Raw genomic sequence first — 14,298 nt, forward strand, 5'->3', positions numbered from 1 at the left:
GGACCGCTGCGCGGTCATGGGAGTCGTCAATGTGACGCCCGACTCCTTCTCGGACGGAGGTCACTGGTTCGACACCACGGCGGCGATCAAGCACGGTCTCGAACTGGCGGCCGAGGGAGCGGATCTGATCGACGTAGGCGGTGAGTCGACCCGCCCCGGCGCCAGCCGGGTGGACGAGGCGGAGGAGCTGCGGCGGGTCATCCCCGTCGTGCGGGGACTGGCCTCCGAGGGCATCACCCTCTCCGTGGACACCATGCGGGCCCGCGTCGCCGAGCAGGCCGTCGCCGCGGGAGCGGCTCTGGTCAACGATGTGAGCGGCGGCCTCGCCGACCCTGACATGATCCCGGTCGTCGCCGCTGCCGGCGTGCCCTTCGTCGTCATGCACTGGCGCGGGTTCAGCGAGTCGATGAACAGCCGGGCGGTGTACGTGGACGTCGTCGCCGAAGTGGTCGCGGAGCTCCGCGACCGCATGGACGCCGTGATCGAGGGCGGGGTGGCCCCGGAGCAGCTGGTGATCGACCCCGGGCTGGGCTTCGCCAAGGACGCCGCCCATGACCTCTCGCTCGTCGCGCACCTCTCCCGGCTGCGCGAGCTGGGCAGGCCGCTGCTCGTCGCCGCCTCCCGCAAGCGGTTCCTCGGCCATGTCCTGGCCGGCGACGGCGAGACCCCACCACCCGCACGGGAGCGCGACGCCGCCACGGCCGCGATCTCCGCCCTCTCGGCGAACGCCGGCGCCTGGGCGGTCCGGGTGCACGCGGTCCGGGCCACCGCGGACGCGGTGCGGGTCGCCCGCGCCGTCGAGGGAGCCGCGTGAGCTCCCCGCACGACGAGCACGAGGCGGCCGCCGCCGACATCCAGGCCGTCGAGCGGGCCAACACCGCCTTCTACGAGGCGATGGAGCGCGGCGACTTCGAGGAGCTCTCCGGTCTCTGGCTGCCGGGGGAGGACCTCACCGTCTCCTGCGTCCACCCGGGGTGGCCGGTCCTCACGGGGCGCGGCGAGGTGCTGCGCAGCTACGCGCTGATCATGGCGAACACCGAGTACATCCAGTTCTTCCTGACCGACGTCGGTGTCGCGATGACCGGCGACACCGCGCTGGTGACCTGTACCGAGAACATCCTCAGCGGCGGTCCGGCGGAGGAGGGCAACGCACTCGGCCCGCTCGTGGGCCAGCTCGTCGTGGCCACCAACGTGTTCCGTCGCACACCGGAGGGCTGGAAGCTCTGGTCCCACCACGGATCGCCCGTACTGGCCGAGAACGGCGAGGAGGACGAGGAGGAGCCGTCCTGAGCGGGTAGGAATCCAGTAGGGACTGAACGCCCGGATCACGGGGTATACGCGGCTACCGGCCTCGTCCCCCGCGGACCGTGTCCCCCCGCGGGCGGGAACTGTCGGTGCTCGCGGGTAGATTCAAAAGACGGCACCTCTCCGCCCGCACGCGGCCGGGGTGCCGCCCGACCGACGAACAGCAGGAGTGATTCGCGTGGATCGTGTCGCGCTGCGCGGCCTCAAGGCCCGTGGGCACCACGGCGTCTTCCCCCGGGAACGGGAAGAGGGCCAGACCTTCATCGTGGACCTGGTGCTCGGCCTCGACACCCGCCCCGCGGCAGCCGCCGACGACCTGACGAAGACCGTGCACTACGGCGTGGTGGCGGAGGAGGTCGTCGCCGTCGTCAAGGGTGAACCCGTCGACCTGATCGAGACCCTCGCGGAACGCATCGCGCAGCAGTGCCTCAAGCACGAAGGGGTCGAGGAGGTCGAGGTGGTCGTCCACAAGCCGGACGCGCCGATCACCGTCCCCTTCGACGACGTGACCATCACCATCACCCGGAGCCGAGCATGACTGCATTTTCCACCGAGGGGCAGAGCGACCCGACCGTCCAGCCGGTGCCGGCCGCCGTCGTCGAGCAGGTGGACGCGGCGGACATCACCCTCTCCAACCCCAAACGGGCCGTGATCTCCCTGGGATCCAACCTCGGCAACCGGCTGGAGACCCTCCAGGGCGCCATCGACGCCCTGGAGGACACCCCCGGCCTGCGGGTCAAGGCAGTCTCCCCGGTGTACGAGACGGAGCCTTGGGGCGTGGACCCCGGCTCCCAGCCCTCGTACTTCAACGCGGTGATCGTCGTGAAGACGACCCTGCCGCCGTCCTCGCTGCTGGAGCGGGGCCAGGCCATCGAGGAGGCCTTCGACCGGGTCCGCGAGGAGCGCTGGGGACCGCGCACCATCGACGTCGACATCGTGGCGTACGCCGATGTGGTCTCCGACGACCCGCTGCTCACCCTTCCGCACCCGCGCGCCCACGAGCGCGCCTTCGTCCTCGCCCCCTGGCACGACGTGGATCCCGAGGCCCAGCTGCCCGGCTCCGGCCCGGTCGCCGACCTGCTGGCCGGCGTCGGACGCGACGGCGTGCTCCCCCGGGCCGACCTGGAACTCCGCCTGCCCGAGTAGTCGTTAGGCTCAAGGACGAACGACACGGCAACGGCGGCGAAGGGCGGCACTCTCGGTGAAGCAACTACGGCTCGGACTCCTGGCCGGACTCTTCGCCGGAGCCGGCGTGCTGTCCTGGGGCGGAGCCCGCCTCTGGGACTCCCTGGGCAGCCTGCCGAGCGTGCCGCTCGCCGCGCCCGTCGTGCTCGCGGTCATCGCCGTGGTGCTGCTCGCCACGGCCCTGTCGATCCGGGCCCGCCTGCGCGCCCAGCGGGAGCGCCGCCCGGGTGCGAAGGGCGTCGAGCCCCTGATGGCGGCGCGTGCCGTGGTCTTCGGCCAGGCAAGTGCCCTCGTCGCGGCGCTGGTCGCGGGGATGTACGGCGGTACGTGCGTCTTCCTGCTCGGCTACCTCGACATCCCGCCCCGGCGTGATCAGGCCATCTACGCGGGCAGCGCGGTCGTGGCCGGCATCGCCGTCGTCGCCGCCGCGGTCTTCCTGGAGCGCGTCTGCAGGCTCCCGGAGGACGGGGACGACGACAGGAGTACGGCTACGGCCTAACCGGGCCCCCGACCGAGGTGATCCGGTTCCGAACCCGTCCAGGTCCTCGCCCACCAGGTTCTCCGGGGCCACCACCCGCACGCGCGGGCGCCTCGAAGACCTGGAGCCCGGCATCCGCCGGGACGGCCCGGCTGCTCCGGGGGATCCGGCCGGACGGCCGTTTCCACGTCCGTGGACCCCCTCCGCGGCACGGACTCATCGGTGCCGCGGCACCCCTGCTCAGCGGGCCATGACGAGGCTCATCGCCTCCGCACGCGTGGCCGGGTCGCGCAGCTGGCCACGGACGGCGGACGTGATCGTCTTGGCCCCGGGCTTGCGGATGCCGCGCATCGACATGCACATGTGCTCGCACTCGACGACCACGATGACCCCGCGCGGCTCCAGGATGGCCATCAGGGACTCGGCGATCTGCGTGGTGAGCCGTTCCTGCACCTGGGGGCGCCGGGCGTACACGTCGACCAGCCGGGCCAGCTTGGACAGCCCCGTGATCTTCCCGCTGGTCGCCGGGATGTACCCGACGTGCGCGACACCGCGGAAGGGCACCAGGTGGTGCTCGCAGGTGCTGAACACCTCGATGTCCTTGACCAGCACCATCTCGTCGTGACCGAGGTCGAAGGTCGTCGTGAGGACGTCCTCGGGCTCCTGGTGGAGGCCCGCGAATATCTCCTTGTACGCACGTGCCACCCGGCCCGGCGTCTCGCGCAACCCTTCCCTGTCCGGGTCCTCCCCGACTGCGATGAGGAGTTCACGTATGGCGGACTCGGCCCGCTTCTCGTCGAATACGCCGATCGAACCCTGCCCGTCGAGCGTCACCGGGTCGGTCATCTGTGCCTCGTTCCTGTGCTGTCACCTGCGCAGGCCCGCCCGGACATCCCAGAAGAACGACAGGCATGGCGCAGGCATACGAAAAAGCCGCGCCCCCACAGGCTAGAACCTGGGGGGCGCGGCATCCATTCCGGGCCTGGTGGTGCACCCGTGACAGGGGCCACACCGGGTCGGGCAGGGGACTAGCTCTCGGGACGCTCCTCCGGGAGGGCCTCCGTGGAGGTGCCGATGTCCTTCGACGTGATGTCCTTCGGAGCGATCTCCGCCGGGGTGGCCGAACCGTTGGCGGTGGTCGTGCCGTTGGTCAGGGCCAGCTCCTTCGGAGAGAGCACCGGCGGACGCGTCGAAGGCGTACGCCTGGCCGAACCGGTCCACGCCGGACGGGCCGGACGCTTCACGATCGGGGCGAAGATCTCGGCGATCTGCTCCTTGTTGAGCGTCTCCTTCTCAAGGAGCTCGAGGACCAGGGCGTCGAGGATGTCGCGATTCTCGACGAGAATCTCCCACGCGTCGTTGTGCGCGGTCTCGATGAGCTTCTTGACCTCTTCGTCGACGAGCGCCGCGACCTCTTCCGAGTAGTCGCGCTGATGGCCCATCTCACGGCCCACGAAGGGCTCGGTGTTGTCGCCGCCGAACTTGATCGCACCGAGGCGCTCGGTCATGCCGTACTGCGTGACCATCGCGCGGGCCGTGGCGGTGGCCTTCTCGATGTCGTTCGCGGCACCGGTGGTCGGGTCGTGGAAGACCAGCTCCTCGGCCGCCCGCCCGCCCAGCATGTACGCCAGCTGGTCGAGCATCTCGTTGCGCGTCGTGGAGTACTTGTCCTCTTCCGGAAGCACCATCGTGTAACCGAGGGCACGGCCGCGGGAGAGGATCGTGATCTTGTGGACCGGGTCCGACTGGGGCGAGGCCGCCGCGACCAGGGCGTGTCCGCCCTCGTGGTACGCGGTGATCTTCTTCTCCTTCTCGGACATGATCCGGGTCCGCTTCTGCGGGCCCGCCACGACGCGGTCGATGGCCTCGTCGAGCATGCTGTTGTCGATCAGCTTCTTGTTGCTGCGCGCCGTGAGGAGCGCCGCTTCGTTCAGCACGTTCGACAGATCGGCACCGGTGAAGCCGGGCGTACGACGGGCGACCGCGTTGAGATCGACGTCGGGCGCGACCGGCTTGCCCTTCTGGTGCACCTTGAGGATTTCCAGACGGCCCTGCATGTCCGGCCGGTCGACGGCGATCTGCCGGTCGAAACGGCCGGGACGCAGCAGCGCCGGGTCCAGGATGTCCGGACGGTTCGTGGCGGCGATCAGGATGACGCCGCCCTTCACGTCGAACCCGTCCATCTCCACCAGCAGCTGGTTGAGCGTCTGCTCGCGCTCGTCGTGACCGCCGCCCATCCCGGCACCGCGGTGCCGGCCGACGGCGTCGATCTCGTCGACGAAGACGATCGCCGGCGCGTTCGCCTTGGCCTGCTCGAAGAGGTCCCGGACACGGGAGGCGCCGACACCGACGAACATCTCGACGAAGTCGGAACCGGAGATCGAGTAGAACGGAACGCCCGCTTCACCCGCGACCGCGCGAGCGAGCAGGGTCTTGCCCGTACCGGGCGGCCCGTACAGCAGGACGCCCTTGGGGATCTTGGCGCCGACGGCCTGGAACTTCGCCGGCTCCTGGAGGAATTCCTTGATCTCGTACAGTTCCTCGACGGCCTCGTCCGACCCCGCCACATCGGCGAAGGTCGTCTTGGGCGTGTCCTTGGTGATCAGCTTGGCCTTGGACTTGCCGAACTGCATGACCTTGGAACCGCCGCCCTGCATCTGGTTCATCAGAAACAGGAAGACGACGACGATCAGGACGAAGGGCAGCAACGAGAGGAGGATCGAGACGAACGGGGACTGCTTCGACGGCGAGACGGTGTAACCCTTCTCGATGTCACCGCTCTCGAACTTCTGCTGCAGCGTGTCGGCCAGTTCGACGCCCTGGTTACCGATGTAGCTCGCCTGGAACTTGCTGCCGGACTCGCCCTTGAGCTTCTGGCCGTCCTTCAGCTCGATCTTGAGAATCTGTTCGTCACCGGTGGTCAGCTTGGCCTGCTCCACCTGGTCCTTGCTGATCGCCTGGATCACCTTGCCGGTGTCCACCGTCTTGTAGCCGCCGGACGAGCCGACGACCTGCATCAACACGACCACGGCGAGGACGGCCAGCACGATCCACATGACCGGCCCACGGAAGTATCGCTTCACGTCCATCCATACGGAGCGAAGTCGCCCCGTCCCTCCTGCCCGTAGGTAAATGCTGCTGTGAGAAAAGACTGTTCTTCGGACGGTACCCCAGCATTGTCACCCGCGACCGCAGGGGACGTCTGACAAACCCGCCTTCGAAGGCTCCAACGGCGGGAGGGCAGTGAGGGTTCCCCGGAGCCCGGCCGGGTTCGGCCGGTCCCGTCGGGGCGGGTCTCAGCCGCCGTAGACGTGCGGGGCGAGCGTGCCGACGAAGGGGAGGTTGCGGTACTTCTCCGCGTAGTCCAGCCCGTAGCCGACGACGAACTCGTTGGGGATGTCGAAGCCGACCCACTTCACGTCGATGGCGACCTTCGCGGCGTCCGGCTTGCGCAGGAGCGTGCAGACCTCCAGGCTCGCCGGTTCACGCGAACCGAGGTTGGTCAGCAGCCAGGACAGCGTCAGACCGGAGTCGATGATGTCCTCGACGATCAGGACGTGCTTGCCCTTGATGTCGGTGTCGAGGTCCTTGAGGATCCGGACGACGCCCGAGGACTGGGTCCCCGCGCCGTACGAGGAGACGGCCATCCAGTCCATGGTGACGGGGGTGGACAGCGCACGCGCCAGATCCGCCATGACCATCACCGCGCCCTTGAGCACGCCGACGAGAAGCAGGTCCTTGCCCGCGTACTCCGCGTCGATCTTCGCGGCCAGCTCGACGAGCTTCGCGTCGATCTGTTCCTTGGTGAGGAGCACCGACTGAAGGTCGGTACCCATGTCCTTCTCGTTCACCCGCGTCTCTTTCTCTGCCTGCCGGACCCGGGCTTCCCCAGGGCCGGACGGGCGTCTCGCCTGCACGTCAGCCGCTTGCGCTTCAGCTCTGCCGAATCACCAGTCTGCCACCCTGCCGCCGTGCCTCGACGCGGCCGGGCAGGTTGATGGCCCCCTGGCCGCGCCAGCCCGTGATGAGCCGGTCGACTTCCTCGATGTGCCGGGCGAAGAGGGAACCGGCGGGCGATCCGGCGTCGATCAGGGCCCGTCGCAGCACCCGGCGGCGCACCGCGGGCGGCAGGACGGCGAGCTTGGCGCACTCCAGCCGTCCGTCGTCGTCGCGCACCGAGCGGGCGGCCTCGGCGGCCCAGGTGTCGAGGGCGTCGGCGTCGTCGCGGGAGAGCTGGGCCGTACGGGCGAGGGCTTCGACGACCCCCTTGCCCAGCGCCTTCTCCAGGGCGGGCAGGCCCTCGTGGCGCAGCCGGGAGCGGGTGTAGGCGGGGTCGATGTTGTGGGGGTCGTCCCAGACGGGAAGGGACTGGACCAGGCAGGCCTTGCGGGCGGTCTGCCGGTCGAGCTGGAGGAAGGGACGGCGGTAGCGGCCCTCGGGGCCGGAGGCGGCGGCCATCCCGGAGAGCGAGCGGATGCCGGAGCCGCGGGCGAGACCCAGGAGGACGGTCTCGGCCTGGTCGTCGCGGGTGTGGCCGAGGAGGACGGCGGCGGCGCCGTGGCGCTCGGCGGCGGCGTCCAGCGCGGCGTAGCGGGCCTCACGGGCGGCTGCCTCGGGCCCGCCTTCGCGGCCGACGCTGACGGCGACGGCCTCGACCGGGTCGAGCCGCATCTCGGCGAGGCGGGTGACGACCTCACCCGCGCGAAGGGCGGAACCGGGCTGGAGGTTGTGGTCGACGGTGATGCCGCCGGCCCGGACAGGGAGCTTGCGCGACTCGAAGGCCAGTGCGGAGGCGAGCGCCATGGAATCGGCACCCCCGGAGCAGGCGACGAGCACCAGCGGGGTGTCGGGCCCGTCGGGGAGTGCGGCCCGCCGTACGCCGGCTCCGGCTTCGGCGAACTCCGCGCGTTCGGTGTGGCGGTTGTATTCGGTGACGACGTCGTGGAGTACGCGGCGGACCGCCAGGCGTATCGCCGCGACCGCAGGATGGGGACCCATGTCCGGTGCCCTTCGGGTGGAGTTCTGGGGGATGTGCCTCGGAACGCCGGGACGGAGTCCCGTCACTCAGAGTGCGTCGATGGTGACAGAGCCAAGCTGTTCATCGAGCATTGCACGCCTTCCCGTGCCCCTACGGTCCCTCGGATGGGTGATTGGAGGGGCGTTCTCCCGTCGTCGCGCGGGCCGCGATCATGAATCTGTCCTACGGTGCACCCTCGCGACCCAGTCGGCGGGCGCCGCGATCTCCGCCTTCGTGGGGAGGGTGTTGGGCGAGGTCCACACCCGGTTGAAGCCGTCCATCCCGACCTCGTCGACCACGGCCCGCACGAACTTCTCGCCGTCGCGGTACTGCCGCAGCTTGGCGTCGAGGCCCAGGAGCTTGCGCAGCGCCAGGTCGAGACGGCTCGCCCCGCGCGCCCTGCGCTGCTGGAACTTCTCCCGGATCTCGGCGACGGAGGTCACCACGTCGGGGCCGACCCCGTCCATCACGAAGTCCGCGTGCCCTTCGAGCAGGGACATCACGGCGGTGAGGCGGCCGAGGATCTCGCGCTGCGCGGGCGTCTGGACGATCTCGACCAGGCTGCGCCCGCCGTCGTCGCCGTCCTCCCCCCGCTCGCCTTCGGGCCGGCTGCCTCCGGTGAAGGACTGGGCGGCCTCCCTGAGGCGTTCCAGGACGGTCATCGGGTCGATGTCGGTCTCGTCGAGGAACGACTGGATCTCGCCCTGCAGATGGGCGCGGAGCCACGGCACGCCGGTGAACTGGGTGCGGTGGGTCTCCTCGTGGAGGGCCACCCAGAGCCTGAAGTCATGTGGTTCCACGGCGAGTTCGCGTTCGACATGGACGATGTTGGGGGCGACCAGCAGCAGCCGGCCGCCGCCGTCGGCGGAGGCCGGGAACTCCCGGGTGGCGGGGGCGAAGGTCTCGTACTGCCCGAGGACCCGGGAGGCCAGGAACGACAGGAGCATGCCCAGCTCGACGCCGGTCACCTTGCCCCCGACCGCACCCAGCACGGCGTTGCCCGGGCCGCTGCCCCGCCGGTCCTGCATCTTCCCGAGCAGCGGACCCAGCAGCTCACGGAAACCGGCGACATTGGCCCTGATCCAGCCCGCACGGTCGACGACCAGGACCGGAGTATCCTCGGGTTCGTGCCCGTCCGGGATCATCCGGGTGAACGAACGGACATGCTCCTCCGAGGCCTTGGCATGCCGGCGGAGCTCCGCGACGACGGCGCGGGCCTCCTCACGGCTGATCTCGGGACCCGGCCGCACGAGCCGGGTCGCGGTCGCGACCGCGAGATTCCAGTCGACCATCTCGGCACCACCGATGCTCGTCATGCGTCAACCGTACGTGAGGTGGTCGCCCCGTGGTGGGGTGTCAGCCGCTCATCGGGTGCCTCTGACGAGGACGGTGGCCAGGGTGTCCAGGGTGGACTCCGCCTCGGACGGGGATGTGGTGCCGGAGGCGAGGAAGGCGAAGGCGAGCAGCCGGCCCTGCGCGTCGACCGCCGTCCCGGCGAGGGTGTTCACCCCGGTGAGGGTGCCGGTCTTGGCCCGGATCAGACCGGTGCCCCGGGAGGTCGCGGGATAGCGGTCGTCGAGCGTCCCGGTGAAGCCGGCCACCGGGAGGCCGGTGAGGACCGGGCGGAGTTCGGGGTGGTCCGGATCTGCGGCGAGTGCGAGCAGGCCGGTGAGCAGGCCGGCCGTCACCTTGTCGGCGCGGTCCAGGCCGCTGCCGTCGGCGAGGTTCGCGCCGGCCAGGGGAAGCCCCAGCTTCTTCAGCCGCTCGGTCACCGCGCGCCGGCCCCCGGCGAAGGAGGCCGGCGTACCCGCCTTCAGGGCCGTCTGACGGACCAGCGCCTCGGCGATGTCGTTGTCACTGTTGGCCAGGGCACGCTCGACCAGGGCGGAGAGGGGCTTCGAGAGGTGCGTCGCGACCGTCCTGGACCCTGCGCCGGCCCGCCCGGAAGAGGGCTCGGACCGGGTGGCCACACCGGCGTCGTCGAGCAGACCGGCGAAGGTGCGGGCGGCGTCGCCGGCGGGGTCGTCGGTGCGGGGGGCGGGTCCCCGGTCGCTGCCGTCGAGGCGCCCCTCGTCGACCATGAGCGCGCTGACCGGCGTGATGTTCTCGTTGGGGCCGATCGGGTGCAGGGCAGGGCCCGAGTACAGGGACGTGTCGTACGTCAGCTCGACGCTTCCGGTGCCGCTGCCGCGCAGGGCGCGCGCCGTGTCGGCGGCCAGGGCTCGCAGGGCGGCCTTGTCCAGGGTGGGGTCGCCGCCTCCGACGAGGGTGAGCGTGCGGGAGTCCGCCGACGCCCGCACCGTCGTGGCGATGCGGTGGCCGGGTCCGAGGGCGGAGAGCACGGCGACGCCGGTGGCGATCTTCACGGTGGACGCGGGAGTCATGGGCGTGGCCGCGCCCCGTGCGTACAGCTGCCGGCCGGTGGCCGTGTCGACGACGACGGCGGTGCGTACGGTGCCGAGTGCGGGCGTGTCCAGCAGGGGCGAGAGAACGGTCTTCAGGCTGTTCGCACCCGCCGGGTCGGTCAGGCCGGCCGCCGCTCCCAGTGGCGTCAGGACGGCGGGGGCGCGGGGCGCGGGCTCCGGCCCGGCGGGCGTGGCCCGTTGGTGATGTGCGCCACCTGTGCGCTGCTGGGCAGCGGCCCGGTCCCGCTCGGCCTTACGCTGACCGGAGTCCCAGGGACCGGCGGCCAGGACGGCACCGGCGGCGACCACCAGGCCGAGCACCGCGGAGCCTGCGGCCAGCTGCCAGTTGTTCGACCCGGTCGCCCGCTTCAGGTACTCGGAGTCCTTCCATCTGCCCCACCTGTTCAACGGTTCGTCCGTCGGTCTCTCCACCGGCTCGGCCACCGTTGACCATCCCCTTTCGCGAGCACTCGTCTGCGTGAGGGACACTTAACCACCAGTCGTATGTGTTGATCATGGAGGAGCCACCCGTGGAGTTCGACGTCACCATCGAGATCCCGAAGGGTTCGCGGAACAAGTACGAGGTGGACCACGAGACCGGTCGGATCCGCCTGGACCGTCGACTCTTCACCTCGACCAGCTACCCGGCCGACTACGGCTTCGTAGAGAACACCCTCGGCGAGGACGGCGACCCGCTGGACGCGCTGGTCATCCTGGACGAGCCGACCTTCCCCGGCTGCCTCATCAAGTGCCGCGCCATCGGCATGTTCCGGATGACCGACGAGGCCGGCGGCGACGACAAGCTGCTGTGCGTCCCGGCGTCCGACCCCCGGGTGGAGCACCTGCGCGACATCCACCACGTGTCGGAGTTCGACCGGCTCGAGATCCAGCACTTCTTCGAGGTCTACAAGGACCTGGAGCCCGGCAAGTCCGTCGAGGGCGCCGACTGGGTCGGCCGCACCGAGGCCGAGGCCGAGATCGAGGCCTCGTACAAGCGTCTCGAGACGCAGGGCGGCGCGCACTGACGTAGTCCTTCCGGTTCCGCTTGCGGGCGGGACGGTGCGGACTACGGCACATCGGGCCGACCGGCCCCGCTGACCGTACACAACGGGCGGCGCACCTTCACCGGTGCGCCGCCCGTTGTGTGCGTGGTGGCCCATGTCCGTGCCCATACTGGGCAGAAGCGCTCCCAGAACACGCCGTCGAGGAGGAACGAGGTCGAGTGGTGGCGGAACAGGGCGGTCCGGAGGACCAGAAGCCCCAGTCCGACGAGGCACGCAGCGCCTTCGTCCCGCCGGCCGGCGTGGAGCAGTCGGCGGCTCCTTCCGAGGACGACCACCCCACGTCGGAATTCGCTCTTCCGTTTGGCGTGCACACGGATCCGTCGGCACCTTCCGGCTCGGGACAGGGTTCCGCTTCCGGTCCGGGAAGCGGCCAGGGCGCCGACGCGCCGGCCTCAGCGTTCGTCCCGCCCAGCGGGTACAGCGCACAGCACCAGCAGCCCGTCTTCACTCCCGCGCACGGCATTCCGATGGTCCGGCTGACCAAGGAAGCCCCCTGGCAGGACCGCATGCGCACGATGCTGCGGATGCCCGTGACCGAGCGTCCGGCACCGGAGAGCGTGCAGAAGACCGACGACTCGGGCCCGGCGGTGCCCCGGGTGCTCGACCTGACGCTGCGTATCGGGGAGCTGCTGCTCGCGGGCGGCGAGGGTGCCGAGGACGTCGAGGCGGCCATGTTCGCGGTGACGCGCTCGTACGGGCTCGACCGGTGCGAGCCGACGGTCACCTTCACCCTGCTGTCCATCTCGCACCAGCCGTCGCTGGTCGAGGACCCGGTGACGGCGAGCAGGACCGTACGCCGCCGGGGCACGGACTACACCCGGCTGGCCGCCGTGTTCCGGCTGATCGACGACATCACGACGGCGGAGCACGTCGAGGTCTCGCTGGAGGAGGCCTACCGCCGGCTGGCCGAGATCCGCCGTAACCGGCACCCGTACCCGGGCTGGGTGCTGACCGCCTCCGCCGGGCTGCTCGCCGGTTCGGCATCGGTGCTGGTCGGTGGCGGTGTGCTGGTCTTCGTCGTGGCGGCGGCGGGCGCGATGCTCGGGGACCGGCTGGCCTGGCTGTGCGCCGGGCGCGGGCTGCCGGAGTTCTACCAGTTCATGGCCGCGGCCATGCCGCCGGCCGCGATGGGCATCACGCTGACCCTCACCCATTCGACGGATGTCCGGCCGTCCGCGGTGATCACAGGTGGGCTGTTCGCGCTGCTGCCCGGGCGGGCCCTGGTCGCCGGTGTGCAGGACGGTCTGACCGGTTACTACATCACCGCGGGGGCCCGGCTCCTGGAGGTCATGTACTTCTTCATCGGCATCGTCGCCGGGGTACTGCTGGTGCTCTACCTGGGCGTCCAGCTCGGTGCCCAGCTGAACCCGGAGGCCCGGTTCGTACCCAACGACCGGCCGGTGCTGCAGATCCTGGCCTCGATGGCCCTCACCCTGGCCTTCGCCATCCTGCTCCAGCAGGAGCGCTCCACCGTGCTCGCCGTGACCCTCAACGGGGGCGTGGCCTGGATCATCTACGGCGCGATGGCCCGCACCGGCGGCATCTCGCCGGTGGCGGCGACAGCGGTGGCCGCCGGCCTGGTGGGGCTGTTCGGTCAGCTGTTCTCGCGCTACCGGTACACCTCGTCGCTGCCGTACATCACGGCGGCGATCGGCCCCCTGCTGCCCGGTTCGGCGACGTACTTCGGTCTGCTGGGTGTGGCCCAGAACGAGCTGGACACCGGCCTCGCCTCGCTCTCCACCGCGGTGGCGACGGCACTGGCCATCGCCATCGGGGTGAATCTGGGGAGCGAGATCTCACGGCTGTTCATGCGTGTGCCGGGCGCGGTCGGAGGTCCGGCCCGCCGCGCGGCCAAGCGGACACGCGGCTTCTGATACGGGAACGGCGCCCTGTCCCGTGGGGGACAGGGCGCCGTGCGTGTACGGGTGCGGCCGGGTCAGCGCTTGGCGTGCCGCCCGCGCTGGCCGGAGCCGTTGCCCTGGCCGCCCGCGTCCGGACCGGTGCCGTACGGACCGTTGCCCTGGCCGCCGCCGTACGGACCCGGGCCGCCGTACGGACCCGGCTCGGGGCCGTTGCCGCCGCCGTAGGGGCCGCCGTCGTACGGACCCGCGGCCGGGCCGCCGCCGTACGGGCCGGGACCGTTGTCGTGGGGTCCCGCGGCCGGGCCGCCGCCCGAGGGGCCCCGGTCCTCCTGGCGCTCGGCCGCACGCTCCTTCTTCGCCCTGCTGCGGGCCCGCAGGTACTCGATCACGATCGGCACCACGGAGATCAGCACGATCAGGATGAGGATCATCTCGATGTTCTCGTGCACGAAGTCGATCTTGCCGAGAGCCGCGCCGAGCACCGTCACGCCGACACCCCAGAGGATGCCGCCGATGATGTTGAAGGTGATGAACGAGCGGTAGTTCATCCGGCTCACACCGGCGATGATCGGCGTGAAGGTCCGGACGATGGGCACGAAGCGGGCCAGCACCAGCGACTTCGGGCCGTACTTCTCGAAGAACTCGTGGGCCTTCTCGACGTTCTCCTGCTTGAAGAGGCGGGAGTCCGGGCGCTTGAAGAGGGCCGGGCCCACCTTGCGGCCGAAGAGGTAGCCGACCTGGTCCCCGATGATCGCCGCCAGGGCGACCAGCGTGCAGACCAGCCAGAGCGGGTACTTCAGATCGCCCGTGGTCACCAGCAGGCCGGTGGTGAACAACAGGGAGTCGCCGGGCAGGAAGAAGCCGATCAGCAGGCCGGACTCGGCGAAGACGATCAGCAGAAGGCCGGGAAGGCCGAACGTGTTGAGCAGATAGTCCGGGTCCAGCCAGCTCGGGCCGAGCGCAAGCGTATTCAAGGGTCCGG

The 14,298-nt window shown here is 70.5% G+C and carries 13 protein-coding genes and 1 pseudogene; 7 read left to right on the forward strand and 7 right to left on the reverse strand.

The genetic code is table 11. The features are described from left to right. Window positions 1-16: 16 nt before the first annotated feature. The 5 genes from folP (at window position 17) to AB0F38_RS24900 (ending at window position 2,989) form a co-directional block, all read left to right on the forward strand. On the forward strand, window positions 17-814 hold the full coding sequence (gene folP / locus AB0F38_RS24880; RefSeq protein ID WP_361897639.1) for a dihydropteroate synthase: 798 nt from the start codon (window positions 17-19) through the stop codon (window positions 812-814). Then, entirely contained in the window at window positions 811-1,290 is a 480-nt protein-coding gene (locus AB0F38_RS24885) for a nuclear transport factor 2 family protein (protein WP_361897423.1), read from the forward strand. Before folP ends, AB0F38_RS24885 begins: the two co-directional genes overlap by 4 nt. A 193-nt stretch (window positions 1,291-1,483) precedes the next feature. Beyond that, window positions 1,484-1,843 carry a dihydroneopterin aldolase gene (folB, locus tag AB0F38_RS24890; RefSeq protein WP_361897426.1) on the forward strand — a complete coding sequence of 120 codons (360 nt, stop codon included), beginning with the start codon at window positions 1,484-1,486 and terminating at the stop codon, window positions 1,841-1,843. Beyond that, entirely contained in the window at window positions 1,840-2,451 is a 612-nt protein-coding gene (gene folK / locus AB0F38_RS24895; RefSeq protein ID WP_361897429.1) for a 2-amino-4-hydroxy-6-hydroxymethyldihydropteridine diphosphokinase, read from the forward strand. Before folB ends, folK begins: the two co-directional genes overlap by 4 nt. A 55-nt stretch (window positions 2,452-2,506) precedes the next feature. Then, complete coding sequence (locus AB0F38_RS24900) at window positions 2,507-2,989, forward strand: DUF3180 domain-containing protein (protein ID WP_361897431.1); 483 nt, start codon at window positions 2,507-2,509, stop codon at window positions 2,987-2,989. 219 nt (window positions 2,990-3,208) lie between these two features. Here AB0F38_RS24900 and folE read toward each other — a convergent pair whose 3' ends face one another. The 6 genes from folE to dacB form a co-directional block, all read right to left on the reverse strand. Then, window positions 3,209-3,814 (reverse strand): GTP cyclohydrolase I FolE, encoded by a 606-nt coding sequence (gene folE / locus AB0F38_RS24905; RefSeq protein WP_361897434.1) that lies wholly within the window; start codon window positions 3,812-3,814, stop codon window positions 3,209-3,211. 182 nt (window positions 3,815-3,996) lie between these two features. Next, window positions 3,997-6,057 carry an ATP-dependent zinc metalloprotease FtsH gene (ftsH, locus tag AB0F38_RS24910; protein WP_361897437.1) on the reverse strand — a complete coding sequence of 687 codons (2,061 nt, stop codon included), beginning with the start codon at window positions 6,055-6,057 and terminating at the stop codon, window positions 3,997-3,999. A 207-nt stretch (window positions 6,058-6,264) separates the two neighbouring features. Beyond that, the gene (hpt, locus tag AB0F38_RS24915) at window positions 6,265-6,804 is read right to left on the reverse strand and encodes a hypoxanthine phosphoribosyltransferase (RefSeq protein ID WP_361897643.1); all 540 of its coding nucleotides are present in this window, start codon (window positions 6,802-6,804) and stop codon (window positions 6,265-6,267) included. A gap of 97 nt (window positions 6,805-6,901) precedes the next feature. Continuing rightward, window positions 6,902-7,966 carry a tRNA lysidine(34) synthetase TilS gene (gene tilS / locus AB0F38_RS24920; RefSeq protein WP_361897440.1) on the reverse strand — a complete coding sequence of 355 codons (1,065 nt, stop codon included), beginning with the start codon at window positions 7,964-7,966 and terminating at the stop codon, window positions 6,902-6,904. A 189-nt stretch (window positions 7,967-8,155) separates the two neighbouring features. Then, entirely contained in the window at window positions 8,156-9,301 is a 1,146-nt protein-coding gene (locus AB0F38_RS24925) for a zinc-dependent metalloprotease (protein WP_361897443.1), read from the reverse strand. 48 nt (window positions 9,302-9,349) lie between these two features. Next, window positions 9,350-10,834 carry a D-alanyl-D-alanine carboxypeptidase/D-alanyl-D-alanine-endopeptidase gene (gene dacB, locus AB0F38_RS24930; RefSeq protein ID WP_361897445.1) on the reverse strand — a complete coding sequence of 495 codons (1,485 nt, stop codon included), beginning with the start codon at window positions 10,832-10,834 and terminating at the stop codon, window positions 9,350-9,352. A gap of 86 nt (window positions 10,835-10,920) precedes the next feature. Between dacB and AB0F38_RS24935 the strand changes: the two genes are divergently transcribed. Together AB0F38_RS24935 and AB0F38_RS24940 are read left to right on the forward strand one after the other, a co-directional pair. After that, window positions 10,921-11,415 carry an inorganic diphosphatase gene (locus AB0F38_RS24935; RefSeq protein ID WP_361897448.1) on the forward strand — a complete coding sequence of 165 codons (495 nt, stop codon included), beginning with the start codon at window positions 10,921-10,923 and terminating at the stop codon, window positions 11,413-11,415. A 197-nt stretch (window positions 11,416-11,612) separates the two neighbouring features. Further along, window positions 11,613-13,328, forward strand: a complete 1,716-nt coding sequence (locus AB0F38_RS24940; protein WP_361897450.1) for a threonine/serine exporter family protein — start codon at window positions 11,613-11,615, stop codon at window positions 13,326-13,328. A gap of 323 nt (window positions 13,329-13,651) precedes the next feature. Here AB0F38_RS24940 and AB0F38_RS24945 read toward each other — a convergent pair. Continuing rightward, window positions 13,652-14,290: pseudogene (locus AB0F38_RS24945) on the reverse strand (VTT domain-containing protein); the annotation flags it as partial. Window positions 14,291-14,298: the final 8 nt, after the last annotated feature.

It is taken from the genome of Streptomyces sp. NPDC025273, assembly GCF_040638585.1.
GTDB lineage: Bacteria > Actinomycetota > Actinomycetes > Streptomycetales > Streptomycetaceae > Streptomyces > Streptomyces cinereorectus.